This window comes from Microbacterium sp. Leaf203, assembly GCF_001421275.1.
In the GTDB taxonomy this organism is placed as follows: Bacteria; Actinomycetota; Actinomycetes; order Actinomycetales; family Microbacteriaceae; genus Microbacterium; species Microbacterium testaceum_A.
In genome coordinates, this window is the sequence record NZ_LMKF01000022.1 from 473,955 (window position 1) to 487,878 (window position 13,924).

General features: G+C 70.5%; 14 protein-coding genes and 1 pseudogene. 3 read left to right on the forward strand and 12 right to left on the reverse strand.

Translation table 11 applies throughout. The annotated features are described in order from the left end of the window. A pseudogene (locus tag ASE56_RS17475) lies at positions 1–583 on the forward strand (hypothetical protein); the annotation flags it as partial. A 389-nt stretch (positions 584–972) separates the two neighbouring features. On the opposite strand, the gene ASE56_RS03440 reads toward ASE56_RS17475, so the two are convergent. From ASE56_RS03440 to rpsF, 10 genes are all read right to left on the reverse strand, one after another. After that, entirely contained in the window at positions 973–1,716 is a 744-nt protein-coding gene (locus ASE56_RS03440; RefSeq protein WP_056224951.1) for an amino acid ABC transporter ATP-binding protein, read from the reverse strand. Further along, a complete protein-coding gene (locus ASE56_RS03445) occupies positions 1,713–2,579 on the reverse strand; it encodes an amino acid ABC transporter permease (protein WP_056224954.1) in 867 nt (288 codons plus the stop codon). Before ASE56_RS03445 ends, ASE56_RS03440 begins: the two co-directional genes overlap by 4 nt. 4 nt (positions 2,580–2,583) lie before the next feature. Continuing rightward, positions 2,584–3,450 (reverse strand): ABC transporter substrate-binding protein, encoded by an 867-nt coding sequence (locus ASE56_RS03450; protein ID WP_235556920.1) that lies wholly within the window; start codon positions 3,448–3,450, stop codon positions 2,584–2,586. A gap of 114 nt (positions 3,451–3,564) precedes the next feature. Further along, positions 3,565–3,996: a cupin domain-containing protein gene (locus ASE56_RS03455; RefSeq protein WP_056224960.1), complete on the reverse strand. Its 432-nt coding sequence runs from the start codon at positions 3,994–3,996 to the stop codon at positions 3,565–3,567. After that, the gene (locus ASE56_RS03460; RefSeq protein WP_056224961.1) at positions 3,986–5,290 is read right to left on the reverse strand and encodes an amidohydrolase family protein; all 1,305 of its coding nucleotides are present in this window, start codon (positions 5,288–5,290) and stop codon (positions 3,986–3,988) included. Before ASE56_RS03460 ends, ASE56_RS03455 begins: the two co-directional genes overlap by 11 nt. Beyond that, complete coding sequence (locus tag ASE56_RS03465) at positions 5,287–6,657, reverse strand: adenosylhomocysteinase (RefSeq protein WP_056224963.1); 1,371 nt, start codon at positions 6,655–6,657, stop codon at positions 5,287–5,289. Before ASE56_RS03465 ends, ASE56_RS03460 begins: the two co-directional genes overlap by 4 nt. Before the next feature lie 192 nt (positions 6,658–6,849). Continuing rightward, on the reverse strand, positions 6,850–7,302 hold the full coding sequence (gene rplI, locus ASE56_RS03470) for a 50S ribosomal protein L9 (RefSeq protein ID WP_056224965.1): 453 nt from the start codon (positions 7,300–7,302) through the stop codon (positions 6,850–6,852). A gap of 10 nt (positions 7,303–7,312) precedes the next feature. Next, on the reverse strand, positions 7,313–7,567 hold the full coding sequence (gene rpsR / locus ASE56_RS03475; protein WP_055832386.1) for a 30S ribosomal protein S18: 255 nt from the start codon (positions 7,565–7,567) through the stop codon (positions 7,313–7,315). 101 nt (positions 7,568–7,668) lie between these two features. Continuing rightward, a complete protein-coding gene (locus tag ASE56_RS03480) occupies positions 7,669–8,196 on the reverse strand; it encodes a single-stranded DNA-binding protein (RefSeq protein ID WP_056224967.1) in 528 nt (175 codons plus the stop codon). 5 nt (positions 8,197–8,201) lie between these two features. Further along, entirely contained in the window at positions 8,202–8,594 is a 393-nt protein-coding gene (rpsF, locus tag ASE56_RS03485; protein ID WP_056224969.1) for a 30S ribosomal protein S6, read from the reverse strand. A 593-nt stretch (positions 8,595–9,187) separates the two neighbouring features. Between rpsF and ASE56_RS03490 the strand changes: the two genes are divergently transcribed. After that, the gene (locus ASE56_RS03490; RefSeq protein WP_056224970.1) at positions 9,188–9,946 is read left to right on the forward strand and encodes a hypothetical protein; all 759 of its coding nucleotides are present in this window, start codon (positions 9,188–9,190) and stop codon (positions 9,944–9,946) included. A gap of 2 nt (positions 9,947–9,948) precedes the next feature. Beyond that, positions 9,949–11,043, forward strand: coding sequence for a hypothetical protein (locus tag ASE56_RS03495; RefSeq protein WP_056224974.1), 1,095 nt, complete (start codon positions 9,949–9,951; stop codon positions 11,041–11,043). Positions 11,044–11,164: 121 nt separating this feature from the next. Here ASE56_RS03495 and ASE56_RS03500 read toward each other — a convergent pair whose 3' ends face one another. Both ASE56_RS03500 and ASE56_RS03505 read right to left on the reverse strand, forming a co-directional pair. Next, on the reverse strand, positions 11,165–12,856 hold the full coding sequence (locus tag ASE56_RS03500; protein WP_056224976.1) for an ABC transporter ATP-binding protein: 1,692 nt from the start codon (positions 12,854–12,856) through the stop codon (positions 11,165–11,167). Beyond that, positions 12,853–13,923 (reverse strand): ABC transporter permease, encoded by a 1,071-nt coding sequence (locus tag ASE56_RS03505; RefSeq protein ID WP_056228129.1) that lies wholly within the window; start codon positions 13,921–13,923, stop codon positions 12,853–12,855. The genes ASE56_RS03500 and ASE56_RS03505 overlap by 4 nt, the downstream gene beginning before the upstream one ends. Position 13,924: the final 1 nt, after the last annotated feature.

The window sequence follows — 13,924 nt, forward strand, 5'->3', positions numbered from 1 at the left end:
GCCGATCAACGCCCCCGTCACCATCGGCGGCAACGCCGTCTCGGGTGTCGGCGACAGCACGTCCCAGAACGCCACCACCACCGGCGGCACCACCGGCTCGACCGGCGGTTCCAGCACCGACGGCACGGGCAGCATCGGCGGCGGCAACATCATCGGTCTGCCGATCAACATCCCCGTCACCATCGGGGGCAACGCGGTCTCGGTGATCGGTGACAGCACCACCACCGGCTCGACCACCGGAACGCCCGGCACCCCGGGAACGCCCGGCACCCCCGGTACCCCCGGAACGCCTGGCACCCCCGGAACGCCCGGAACGCCCGGCACCCCCGGAACGCCCGGCACCCCCGGTACCCCGGGAACGAACGGCACGAACGGAACGAACGGCACCAACGGCGCCCCCGCCGTGATCGGTAAGGTCGCGTCGGTCGGCTCCGTGGCCGCCACCGGCATGGGCACCACCCGCGGCGCCCTCGCCGTGACGGGCACCGACGGCTCGATGGCCGCCGGCCTCGGCATCGCCGGTCTGCTGACCCTGCTCCTCGGAGCCGGTCTGCTGCTGCGTCGCCGCCGCTCGGTCGCCTGACCCGGAGCGTTCGCCCACAGAACGCGACACCGGATGCCACGCCCTCGGGGCGGCATCCGGTGTCGCGGCGTGCCCGGACGTGACTCACAGACGGCAGCCGACCCGAATCGATGCGAGCGTCGCCCTACGCGGGGTTCGGGGCGGATCCCGCCGTTCGGGGCGCGAGAATCTCGCCCCGAAGCGCAACACGCGCCCCAAACGCCGAGCCACCGCGCCCCGCGCGGCGACCCCGGCACTTGCGCTCCGTCACCGCGCGCAGGGCCACCGCACCGGCCTGCGCCGGTGTTTGGGGCGAACTTTGCACTTTGGGGCGTGCAATTCGCGCCCCGAAATACGAAACCCGCCCCACACGCCGAGCCACCGCACCCGCGCGCCGCGACCCCGTCGGGTTACAGCGCCCCGCCGCGCCTCTCGCGCTCGAGGAACGCGATCGTCTCGGGCTTCTGCGGGTCATCGAAGATCTGCGCGGGCGTGCCCTGCTCGACGATCTTGCCGCCCTTCATGAACACGATGCGGTCGGCCACCTCGCGCGCGAACGACATCTCGTGCGTGGCCATGAGCATGGTCGACCCGCGGTCGCGCAGCACCCGCACCAGGTCGAGCACCTCGCCCACCAGCTGGGGGTCGAGGGCCGAGGTGATCTCGTCGAGCAGCAGCAGCTCGGGGTCGGTCATCACGGCGCGCACGATCGCGACGCGCTGCTGCTGACCGCCCGACAGCCGGTCGGGGAACTCGCGTGCCTTCGCACCGAGACCCAGCTGCTCGAGCAGTTCGGTGCCGCGGGCGTAGGCCTCGGCCTTCGGCATCCCGTGCACTTTGCGCGCAGCCAGCGTGACGTTGTCGATCACGCGCAGGTGCGGAAACAGGTTGAAGTGCTGGAACACCACGCCGATGCGCGACCGGGCGGAATCCTGGTCGATGGTCGGGTCGGTCAGATCGTCGCCGTTCAGCAGGATCTGGCCGTCGTCGACGCGCTCGATGAGGTTGATGGTGCGCAGCAGGGTCGACTTGCCCGAACCCGAGGCACCGATCAGCACGACCACCTCGTGCTTCGCGATGTCGAGGTCGATGCCGTCGAGCACGACGTGATCGCCGAACGCCTTCCGCACCGCGCGGACGTCGAGCACGCTCATACGATCCCGCCCATCTGCTCGCGCTTGGCCAACCGCGCCGAGACGTAGTCGGTCAGGCGGATCATCGGCAGCGCCATCGCGACGAACAGCAGCGCCGCCACGATGTACGGCGTGAAGTTGTAGTACTCGGCCGCGGAGATCTGCGCCGCGCGCACGGCATCCACCGCTCCGAGCACCGAGATGAGCCCGACGTCTTTCTGCATCGACACGAAGTCGTTCATGAGCGCCGGCACGACCTTGCGCACGCCCTGGGGAATCACGACGATCCGCAGCGTCTGCCCGTGCGTCAGCCCCATCGACCGGGCGGCGACGCGCTGCGAGGGGTGCACGGCCTCCATGCCCGCGCGCAGCACCTCGGCGATGTACGCCGAGTAGGTCAGCACGATCGCGATGGTCCCCCACAGCACGACCGGTACGCGCCCGAAGATCCCGAGCGCCGGCAGGCCGAAGCCCACCAGGTACAGCACGATCAGCAGAGGGATGCCGCGGAACAGGTCGGTGTAGATCGTGGCCAGGGCGCGCAGGGGAAAGAACACCGGCCCCCGCAGCGAGCGCATGACCGCGAGGGTCGTGCCGAGCACCGCCACGGCGAGCGCGGCGACGATGAGCACCTGGATGTTGACCCACAGCCCCGCGAGGATCGAGGGGAAGCTCTTGACCGCGATGTCGAGGTCGAAGAAGCTGCGGCGCACGTCTTCCCAGCCGGGGCTCGAGAGGATCGCCCAGCCGACGACCACGACAAAGACGACCGAGCTGACCAGCGCGATCAGCACCGACTTCGTCGACTGCTGACGCCGCGTGGCGCGCCGACCGAGCTCGAGCTCGCTCGGGCGCCACGCGGTGTCGGAAGACGTGGATGCCACGGAGTTACTTCAGCACGGGCGCGGCGGCCGTGCCACCGAGCCACTCCTGCTGCAGCTGGTCGAGGGTGCCGTCGGCCTTCAGGGCGTCGACCGCGTCGCTGACGGGGGTGGTCAGGGCCGAGCCCTTGGGCAGGACGTAGGCAAGCTCGTCGCCACCGGCGGAGGAGTCGGGCAGCTGGCCTACGACCTTGCCGTTGTCGAGCACGGCCCCGGCGAGGTAGAACGCGGTCGGCAGGTCGACGACAATCGCATCGACCTGGCCCGACTGGAGAGCGGCGACGGCGTCGTCGTTGGAGTTGAAGACGCTGAGGTTGGCCGTGCCCAGCTGGTCCTTGGCGACTTGGTAGCTGGTCGTGGCGCTCATGACGCCCACGGGGATGTTCTTCAGCTCGGCGACGGTCGTGGCCGAGGCGGCGGGCGAGGTGCCCGTCGTGACGATCGCCTGGGTGGTCGTGTAGTACGGCGACGAGAAGTCGACGGCCTGCTTGCGCTGGTCGGTGATCGAGAACTGCTGGACGTTCATGTCCCAGTCCTTCGGGCCCGGGGCGATCGCGCTGTCGAAGTTGGAGCGCACCCAGACGATGTCGTCCTTCGTGAAGCCGAGCTTCTCGGCAACGGCGCACGAGACGGCCGCCTCGAAGCCCTGGCACGAGGCGGGGTCGTCGTTCTCGACCCAGGGCGAGAACGCGGGCTCCCCGGTGGCGATCGTGAGCTTGCCGGCGGCGACGGTCTGCAGGGCGCCCTCGGTGGCGGGGGCGGAACCGGCGTCGGATCCGGTGGGGGCGAAGGCGCAGGCCGTCAGCGTGACGAGCGTGGCGGCGGCCACGGCGGTCAGAGCGGCGGCGCGGCGCAGGCGTGCGGAAGCGGTCACGATGTCTCCTCGTGGACGTATCGGGGTCATCCCCGGAGTGCTGTGATGTGCACAGCGTACCGAGCGGATGTTTCAGGGGATGTCGCCGGTGAAACCTGGGGACACGGGACGCGGCTACTCGGCGAGGCGCCAGTCGGCGAAGCTGAAGCCGGGAGAGACCACGCAACTGACCACGACCTCGGCGTCACCCGCCGGTCGGGCCGCCTGCCAGACCCCCGCGGGCACGGTGTGCTGCAGCACGTGCCCCGCGGCGAGATCGGGCCCGAGCGTCACGGTGCGCGCGGCCCCGGGCTGCTCTCCGCCGCCGCCGAGCGATAGCTCGAGGGCTCCCGGCCCGTGCCAGAGCCACACCTCGTCGCTGGTCACGACGTGCCACGCGCTCTCTTCGCCCGGGGTCAGCAGGTAGTGGATGCACGTGGCCGCGGGCCGCGTGCCGGCGGGGGTGTCTACCTCGACGCTGCCGGTCCACATTCGGCGGAACCACCCGCCCTCGGCGTGCGGTTCGAGATCGAGCAGGACGGCGGTGACGGGACGCTCAGCGGTCATCGGCGGATACTCCGGTCTCTCGGGTGAAGGCGGCGGATGCCGAGCGCACCTCGCCGTCGATGAACGTCGCGGCGGCACGCCCCTCGCCGTCGACGACGAGGTGCTCGATGGTGTCATCGACCTCCGACACCGGCACGTCGAAGAACGCGAGATCGGCCACGGCCCCCACCGCGAGATACCCCGTGCGAGCGGGCCCGGTGTCGAGCCCCATCGCGTGCGCTCCGCCCAGGGTCGCCGCGCGCAGCAGCAGCTCCGACAGGTCGCGGTTCACGTACCCCTGCGCACGCGCCAGGCGGTGAAGCGCCGACACGTCGGCGAGCAGATCGAGCGAGGGACTGGATGCCAACGAGTCGGTGCCCACGGCGAGCGCGTTGCCCTCGAGCAGGTACGCGGCGACCGGCGGCTCGTCGAGACCGATGACCGCATTCGAGCGCGGGCAGAGCGCCACGGTCGTCCCCCGCGCGCGCAGGATCGCCCGATCGCGCGCCGTCATGTAGACCCCGTGGGCGATGTGGCAATCGGGGCCGAGCACGCCGAGCTCGTCGACGAACTCGGTCGCCCCGGTGCCGAAGCCCTCGTCGCGGAGCGCGCGGAAGCTCGTCGGCCGGTGCAGCTGCCACGGCACGGCCTCACCGTGCTCGCGTTCGAAGGCGGCCTCGCCCAGGTGCAGGTGCAGACGGCTGCCGCGCTCGCGCACGATGTCGGGGATCTCGAGCAACGGCTCCACGTCGAGCGAGTACGGCGCGTGCGGAGAGAGGCCGGTCCCGGGAGGAGCGGGCAGCGCGTCGAGGCGCGCCTCCACCTCGGCGCGGCCGCGCTCGGCCCACGCCGCGTTCGTCCAGCTCATCACCTCCCAGTAGGTGATGCCGTGCAGCCGCGCGTCGTGCAACGCCGACGCCGCCTCGACGTCGGTGACGATGTCGGCCACCGCCGTGGTCCCCGCGGCGATCATCGCGAGCGCTCCGGTCCTGGCATCCGCCGCCCAGTCGTGACCGGCGCGATAGACGGGGGTGAACGCCTCGTCCCAGTCGTCGAAGCCCGAATACGACCCCCGGCCGACCTCGGCCATGCCGGTGTACTGCAGGTGCGAGTGGGCGTTGACGAGTCCGGGGGTGAGGACGCCCGGCCAGTGCACCTCGTCGAAGGCGACCCCGCGCGCCCGCAGTTCGTGACGCACCCATTCGCGATCCCCGACGTGCCGGATGCGGCCCCCGGCCACGGCGATCGCCCCACCCGGGATGGGCGGTGCCGTCACGGGCACGACGAGGGATGCCGAATACAACACGACGCTCATGCGTCACCGCCCGCGAATCGCGGCGACCGCCAGTCGTCGAGGCCTTCGGGGTCGAGGGCGCGCGCGACATCCACCGCCGCTCCCCGCACCGCGAGTGCCGTGCGGGCGACGAGGTCGTCGACCTCGGGTCCCAGGGCGTGGACACCCGGCGCGGGCCGTCGCTCGATCAACTCCCCGAGTGCCGCGAGCTGCACCGAGAACGACAGGTCCATGATCTCGATGGGGTTGCCCTCGGCCGCCGTGATGTTCACCGCTCCCCCGCCGCCCAGCAGCAGAGCGGACCCCGCCTCGACGACCTCGCCCGGCACGCCCCCGGCGACCGCGACCACGCGGGCCCCGGCGGCGATCTCGGGCGTCACAGTCGCGGGCGCGCCGGTCGCCGACACCACCAGGGCTCCCTCGGCCAGTTCGAGCGCCCGGCCCGTGCGGAACCCGTCGTGCCGCGCTTCGAGCGCTCGCACGGGGTCGGTCTCGGCGACGCGCACCTCTGCCCCAAGGGCGCGGAGGTGCGCTGCCACACCCTGCCCGACCGGCCCGTAGCCGATGACGAGGGCCGGCTGATCCGTCAGCGCGATTCCCCGCTCCTCGAGCAGATCCGCGATCGCGAAGACGCACGACTGCCCCGTGCCGTAGCGGTTGTCGAACATGGTCTTGGTGCGCGCGTCGTTCACCGCCATCACGGCGCAGCGCAGCAGACCGGCATCCTGCATGCGGCGGAGCGGGGTCAGCCCGCTCGTCGTCTCTTCGCAGGCCCCGATCCAGCCGTCAACGAGCGCGGGATCCGCCTCGTGCGCCAGACGGATCAGATGCGCCCCGTCGTCGAGCAGCACGTCGAGCCCCGCGCGGAGGAACCCCAGGGCCGCCGCGCGCTCCTCAGCACCCGCGAGCGCCGGATCCGCCGTCACCGCGAAGCCCCGCTCGCGCAGTTCGTCGGCGACCGCGACGTCGGTCTCGTCCGGGTGCGCGTACACCGACACCTCGGCGCCGCGCTCTCGCAGCAGCAGCGACAGCACGGCCGTCTTGGGCTCGAGCACCATCGCCACGCCCACCCGCAGGCCGGTCAGGTCGAGACGCTGGGCGAGGGCCGCGGCCACGGGCATGTGCTCTCGCGCGAAAGCGATCCGCCCCGCCGCGTCGCCCCGCTCGGGCAGGGGCTTGCCGTCGAGCAGCACCCGGTCGGCATCCAGGTCGAACTCGACGCGCCCCGCGCTCGGAGAGGGACTCGGGATGCCGCCCAGCCCCACCAACAGCTCCGCCAGCGCGTCGGCGCCGGCCCCGGTCGCCGCGAAGGGGCGTCCGGCGATCATGAGGTTCGATGAGCGCGCGAAGCGGCGGACGATGCGCTCAGGTGCGCGATGGTCGGTCACGGCACTCAGCCTAGGGTCACGGCATCCGTCCCCCCGACGACCCCCGCGGCGGGCGGGTTTGGGGCGCATCCCGCACGTCGGGGCGGAAAATTCACGCCCCAACCACAGAAACCCGCCCCGAACCGATGAGGGCGAACGCGAAAAGGCCCCGCCCTGCCGAAGCAGGAGCGGGGCCGAATCGTGCGTCGCGAATTACTTCGCGGCGACCACCTGGAGGGTGATCACGGCGGTGACGTCGTCACGCAGGCGAACGGTCGCCTCGTGCTCGCCGACCGACTTGATCGAAGAGGTGATCTGGATCTTGCGCTTGTCGAGCTCGCCCAGACCGGCAGCCTTGACGGCGTCGGCGACATCGGCGGGCTTGACCGAACCGAAGAGGCGACCCTCGTTGCCGGCCTTGACGGCCAGCTTGACGGTGTTCGACTCGAGCGTGTTCTTCAGCGACACGGCCTCTTCGTGGTCGTGGATCGCGCGGGTCTCGCGAGCAGCGCGGATCGACGCGACCTGCTTCTCGCCACCACGGCTCCACGACACGGCGAAGCCCTGCGGGATGAGGTAGTTACGGGCGTACCCGTTCTTGACCTCGACAACATCACCGGCGCTACCGAGCCCGGTGACCTCATTAGTGAGAATCAGCTTTGCCATCGGGTGCTCCTTAGCGGCCGGCGCCGGCGTAGGGCAGAAGAGCCATCTCGCGCGCGTTCTTGATGGCGCGGGCGATCAGACGCTGCTCCTGCACGGAGACACCGGTGATACGACGGGCGCGGATCTTGCCGCGCTCCGAGATGAACTTGCGGAGGGTGGGGACGTCCTTGTAGTCGATGACGCCGACGCGGATCGCCTTCGCGGGGGCTGCGTTCTTCGCGCCCTTCCGCGGCTTGCGGCGGTCGCCAGTGGCCTTTCCAGCCATGCTTCCTTCTTTCGTGTGGTTCGGACGCCGAGTCGGTCACGCGGACCGGGACACGGCATCCGGAATTTCAGGGGTCGTCTCGCTCGAGAGCGGGGCGAAGTTCAGAACGGGGTGTCGTCTCCGTAGGAACCAGGAGTGCTCCACGCGTCTGCGCCGCCGTTGTTGCCGCCGCCGTTGTTCGAACCGGGCGTCGACCACGGCTCGTCGTTCGACTGCTGCACCTGCGCGCGCTGACCGCCACCGCCGCCGCCACCGTTACCGCCACCGGCGGCACGGGTGACCTGGGCGGTCGCGTAGCGGAGCGAGGGACCGATCTCATCGACTTCGAGTTCGATGGAGGTGCGGTTGTTTCCCTCGCGGTCCTGGTACGAACGCTGCTTGAGGCGACCGGTCGCGATGACACGGCTGCCCTTCGTCAGCGAACCGGCGACGTGCTCGGCGAATTCGCGCCACACCGAGGCACGCAGGAAGAGCGCCTCGCCGTCCTTCCACTCGTTCGCCTGACGGTCGAACGTGCGGGGGGTCGACGCGATGGTGAAGTTCGCGACCGGGAGCCCGTTCTGCGTGTACCGCAGCTCGGGGTCGGCCGTGAGGTTACCCACGACGGTGATGACGGTTTCGCCGGCCATCGTCGTTACTTCGCAGCCTTCTCGGCGGACTCGACCTTGCGGGGAGCGGCGGCCTTGCGGGCGGCCTTCTCCTCGGAGCGCTTGGCCTCGGCGGCGACCTGGGCGATCGCTTCTTCGGCGCGCAGGACCTTGGTGCGCATGATCTGCTCGTTCAGCTTCAGCTGACGGTCGAGCTCGTTCGTGGCCTCGCTGGTCGCGACGAAGTTGACGACGGCGTAGATGCCCTCGTTCTTCTTGCGGATCTCGTAGGCGAGACGACGGCGGCCCCAGATGTCGATCTTGTCGATGGTTCCTCCATCGGCCGTGATGACCTTGAGGAATCCGTCGAGCTTCGGAGCGACCTGGCGCTCGTCGATCTCGGGATCGAAGATGACCATGAGTTCGTACTGGTGCGTCACTAACCCACCTCCTTCGGACTAGAACGGCTGACGGGCATTTCCCGGCAGCAGGAGGGTGTGTTGCACGTCGTCACGGGCTCACACGCGCATGGGCGTCGCCGGACAACCTTCGTAGTCTAACGGATGCCGCTCGCCTCGGGGAATCGGACATCGGTAGCGTGGACGTGACCAGACGACGGCGGGGGGCCGCATGGCAGGGATCCGACCATTCGACGCACGAGCGTTGCTGACGCCGCCCGACCCCCGGGCCGCGAAGGCATTCACCGCCGACCTGCGCAAAAGGGGCCGGCTCCCGGGCACGGGTGCGGCCGTCGTCATCTTCGCCATCGCGTTCGCGCTCATCGGCGGGATCGGCGTCGTCATCATCGTCGCGGCGGTGCTGCTGGCGCCGGTGCTGCGCGAAGGGTCGTTCATCCTCGGCATCCTGTTCCTCTTCCCGATCGTGCTGGGTCTCGGCGGGCTGGCGCTGGCGTGGTTCCTCGGCCAGAGGGCCCAGCGCACCCAGGAGGACCGCCGCTGGCGGCTCGCGGGATTCAGCCGCGACGTGGGCATGGAGTACGTGCCCGCGGTGCCGACCCCCCCCGCTTCCGGGGGTGCTGTTCGGGGTCGGCGGCGACCGCACGGGCTACGACATCCTGCGCGGGCGCGAGCCGCGGTTCGTCGAGATCGGCAACTACTCGTACACGACGAGCGACGGCAAGAACACGCATACCTCGCGCTGGGGCTACATCGCGATCCGCCTCGACGTCCCCCTCCCCCACATCGTGCTGGATGCCGTGGGCAACGGGGTGAAACTCGGCCTGTGGGAGCGCGGGCAGCGGTTGAGCCTCGAGGGCGACTTCGACCGGTACTTCCACCTGTCGTGCCCCCAGGGCTACGAGCGCGACGCGCTGTACCTCTTCACCCCCGACGTCATGGCGCGTTTCATCGACAACGCCTCGGCGCTCGAGGTCGAGATCGTCGACGACTGGATGTTCCTCTACTCGCCCGACGAGCTCTCGACCCTCGACCCGGCCCGGTGGGCGTGGGCGTTCGCGGTCGTCTCGGCGCTGCTCGACAAGCTCGAGCAGTGGGGGCGGTGGCGCGACGACAGGCTGCAGGAGGGGGCTTTCGCACCGCGACCCGTTCCGGTCGCCGCGACGCCGGGAGCCGTTGCACCGACAGCCGCGGCGCCGACACCCGCGCCCCTGCCGATGACGTTCACCCCCGCGCCGGTCGGAGTCGCCCCTCCCGGTCAGAGGCTCAAACGCAGCAACGCCTGGCTCATCGCCCTGCTCGTCGTGGCCGGGTCCCTCGTCGTCATCCCGCTCGTCGTCTTCGCGGCCGGCTTCCTCTTCTTCTTGGCACAGTGAACATGACTCTCGACACCACCGCCCTGACCCAGCCGATCGACCGCGCGAAGGTCCGCGCCTTCAGCAAGGCGCTGCGCGAGAAGGGAATGTTGCAGAGCCGCGCGTTCACGATCATCGTGTTCGCGTTCGTGGGCCTCGCGGCCCTGTTCATCGTCGTTCCGACCTTCGTCTCGTTCATGGCGATCGCGTTCACGGGCAGCAGCGGCAGCGTCTTCGGGCTCCTGCCCTTCGCGATCATGCTCGTCATCGCGGGGCTCATCGCGTGGGCGGTCATCCGCGGGGTCGGCGGCGCCGCGGCACGCCGCTACCGGCTGAGCCTGTTCGCGAGCGCGAACGGCATGACGTGGCATCCGGGATATTCGAACCCCCGACTCCCGGGCATGATCTTCGACCTCGGCCGCAACCAGGAGCTGCACGACGTGATGCGGCGGACGCAGCCGCGCACCCTCGAGGTGGCCAACTACACGTACGAGACCGGGTCGGGCAAGAACAAGCAGACCCACCGCTGGGGATACGTGGCGTTGCGGCTCGACACCCCTCTGCCCCACATCGTGCTGGATGCCGTGGGCAACAACGGTCTGTTCGGCGGCTCGAACCTGCCGATCACGTTCGGACGCGACCAGCGCCTGAGCCTCGAGGGCGACTTCGACCAGCACTTCGCGCTGTACTGCCCCGAGGGCTACGAGCGCGACGCGCTGTACCTCTTCACCCCCGACGTCATGGCCCGCTTCGTCGACAACGCCGCGGCCCTCGACGTCGAGATCGTCGACGACTGGCTGTTCCTCTACGCCAAGCGCGACCTGACGACCCTCGACCCCGCGACCTGGGAATGGCTGTTCGCCACGGTCGCCGCGATCGACGACAAGCTCGCGCAGTGGGCGCGCTGGCGCGACGACCGCCTGACCCGAGCGACGACCGGGGCCGTGGCATCCGGGATCCCGGGGGCCACCGTCCAGGGCGCTCCCCTGCTCACCCCGCCGCCCGCGGGCGTGGCCCGTGAGGGGCGGCGACTGAAGCGGGGAATCCCCGTGTGGTCGTTCGTCGTGATCGCCGGTTTCGCCGCGTGGTGGATCCTCACGACGGTCTTCGGGCGCTGACGCGGGGCACGCTCCGCCGGCGTCCGGCCCATCGCGCTGAATCACTGACCCTGCGCAATGTCAGCCGATACGACTCGGGGCCCCCACGCTGCGTACGTGAGGGCCCCGCTCTCGTCAGTCGTCAGACCCCGCGGGTCGACCGCCACAGCTCGCGGCGGTTCTCCTGCTCGACCGGGTCCGGCACCGGCAGCGACACGAGCAGGCGCTTCGTGTAGTCGTCGCGCGGCTCGGTGAGCACCTGCACGGTCGTGCCCTGCTCACGGATCACGCCCCGCTGCAGCACGACCACGCGGTCGGCCACCTCGTCGACGACGGCGAGGTCGTGGCTGATGAACAGGCACGCGAACCCGAACTCCGCCTGCAACTGCGCGAACAGCTGCAGCACGCGCGCCTGCACCGACACGTCGAGCGCCGAGGTCGGCTCATCGGCGATGAGCAGCTTCGGGTCCAGGGCGAGGGCTCGAGCGAGCGAAGCGCGCTGGCGCTGACCACCCGACAGCTCGTGCGGGTAGCGATCGCCGAACGCGGTCGGCAGCTGCACGGCATCCAGCAGCTCGTTCACGCGCTGGCGGGCGGCGCGGGCTCCCGAGACGCGACGGTGCACCACGAGCGGCTCGGCGATGCACTCCGCGATCGTGAGCAGCGGGTTGAAGCTCGTCGCCGGGTCCTGGAAGACGAAGCCGATGTCGGGGCGCGTCTTGGCGAGCGTGCGGGGCTTCGCGCCGTTCATCTCGGTGCCGAGGACCTTGAGCGATCCCCCGACGACCGAGGTGAGACCGACCATCGCGCGACCGATCGTGGTCTTTCCCGAGCCGGACTCTCCGACCAGACCGAGCACTTCGCCGGGGCCGATCCAGAAGTCCACGCCTTTCACGGCGACGACCCCCGGCGACCCGAAGCGACCGGGGTACCCGATCTCGACCTTGTCGGCCACGACGAGGCTTCCCGCCGGCGGCGAGGTGGGTGCCGCATCGGCGAGCGACTGCCGCGAGCTCTTGCCGCGACCCACGTGCGGCACGGCCGCGAGCAGTTCGCGCGTGTACTCCTCGCGCGGGGCGGCGAACAGCTCGCGCACGGGCGCCTGCTCGACGATGTCGCCGCGGTACATCACGATCACGCGGTCGGCGAGGTCGGCGACGACGCCCATGTTGTGCGTGATGAGCACGATCGTCGCGCCGAACTCGTCGCGGCACGTGCGCAGCAGGTCGAGGATCTCGGCCTGCACCGTCACATCCAGCGCCGTGGTCGGCTCGTCGGCGATGATCAGGCCGGCGTTCAGCACGAGGGCCATCGCGATGACCACGCGCTGCTTCTGCCCGCCCGAGAACTGGTGCGGGTAGTCGTCGACGCGCTTCTCGGGATCGGGGATGCCGACGCGGCGCAGGATGTCGACGGCCTTGGTCTTCGCCTCGGACTTCGACAGCTTCTCGTGCGCGCGCAGGCCCTCGGCGATCTGCCACCCGACCGTGTAGACCGGGTTGAGGGCGGTCGACGGCTCCTGGAACACCATCGCCGCGTCGCGCCCGCGCATCTCGCGCAACTGGGCGCGGGTGGCGTGCACGATGTCGGTCTGGTCGCCGTCGCGACCTCGCACGATGACCGCGCCCGACAGCGTCGCCGTCTCGGGCAGCAGCCCCAGCAGGGTGTTGGCGGTGACGGTCTTGCCCGAGCCCGACTCGCCGACGATCGCGAGCACCTCGCCCGCGTGGGCCTCGAGCGAGATGCCGTTGATCGCCGCGACCGGCTCGCCATCGGTGGCGAAGGCGACGCGCAGGTCGTCGATCCGGGCGACGGGGGCGGTGGTGCCGGTCATGAGGGGCTCCCATCGGAGGGGGCGGATGCCGGGGACCCGGCGGGGGACGCGGTGGCCGAGGCTTCGGCCGGAGACGTCGACGGATCGACCGCGGTGACGGGAGCGGGAGCGCGACCCGCGCGGCGGCGCGTGCGCAGACGCGGGTCGCTCAGGTCGTTGAGGCTCTCGCCGACGAGGGTGATGCCGAGCACGGCGAGCACGATCGCAACTCCCGGCGGGATCGCCGTCCACCAGATTCCGCTGGTCACGTCGCTCACCGAGCGGTTGAGGTCGTAGCCCCACTCGGCGGCGGCGGTGGCCTCGATGCCGAAGCCGAGGAAGCCGAGGCCCGCCAGGGTCAGCAGCGCCTCGGAGGCGTTCAGCGTGACCACGACCGGCAGCGAGCGCGTCGAGTTGCGCAGCACGTGACGCAGCAGGATGCGTGCCGTGGGCACCCCGATCACGCGCGCCGACTCGACGAAGGGCTCGGCCTTCACGCGCACCACCTCGGCGCGGATCACGCGGAAGTACTGCGGCACGAACACCACGGTGATCGAGATGGCGGTGGCCAGGATGCCACCCCACAGGGTCGACTGCCCCTTGGTGATCGCGATCGACATGACGATGGCGAGCAGCAGCGAGGGGAACGCGTAGATCGCGTCGCACAGCACCACGAGGATCCGGTCCAGCCAGCCGCCGAAGTAGCCGCCGACGAGACCCAGGAAGATGCCGAGGAAGATCGAGAACGCGATCGCGCAGAGGATCACGAGCAGCGCGGTCTGCGCTCCCCAGATCACGCGCGAGAGGACGTCGTACCCGCCGACGGTCGTGCCGAGCAGGTTCATCGCGCTGGGCGCCTGCTGGGTGCCGAACTTCACACCGTCGGCCTCCTGCTGCGCGAACCCGTAGGGCGCGAGAAGAGGGGCGAACAGAGCCGTCAACAGGAACACCGTGGTGATCACGAGGCCGAGCACGAGCATGGTGCGCTGCAGGCCGACGCTGCGGCGCAGGTGCGAGATCACCGGCAGGCGGTCGCGAAGCGGCACCTTGCGCACCGTCACGCTGTCGTCGGAGAGGGCGGGGGTCATG